Consider the following 541-nt stretch of genomic DNA (forward strand, 5'->3'; position numbering starts at 1 on the left):
CATAGAAATATGTTTTCTCTTCGGAGCAAGGAGACAGGTGGTGCATGGTTGTCGTCAGCTCGTGTCGTGAGATGTTGGGTTAAGTCCCGCAACGAGCGCAACCCTTATGGTCAGTTACTACGCAAGAGGACTCTGGCCAGACTGCCGTTGACAAAACGGAGGAAGGTGGGGATGACGTCAAATCATCATGCCCTTTATGACTTGGGCTACACACGTACTACAATGGCGTTAAACAAAGAGAAGCAAGACCGCGAGGTGGAGCAAAACTCAGAAACAACGTCCCAGTTCGGACTGCAGGCTGCAACTCGCCTGCACGAAGTCGGAATTGCTAGTAATCGTGGATCAGCATGCCACGGTGAATACGTTCCCGGGCCTTGTACACACCGCCCGTCACACCATGAGAGCCGGGGGGACCCGAAGTCGGTAGTCTAACCGCAAGGAGGACGCCGCCGAAGGTAAAACTGGTGATTGGGGTGAAGTCGTAACAAGGTAGCCGTAGGAGAACCTGCGGCTGGATCACCTCCTTTCTAAGGAGTCAGGC

Annotated in this window: 1 rRNA gene; it reads left to right on the plus strand. The window is 53.8% G+C overall.

The features are described 5' to 3' along the window. A 16S ribosomal RNA gene (locus tag WMO17_RS13125) occupies nucleotides 1–527 on the plus strand; the annotation flags it as partial. Nucleotides 528–541 lie beyond the last annotated feature (14 nt).

The organism is Faecalibacterium faecis (assembly GCF_040096475.1).
Taxonomy (GTDB): domain Bacteria; phylum Bacillota; class Clostridia; order Oscillospirales; family Ruminococcaceae; genus Faecalibacterium; species Faecalibacterium taiwanense.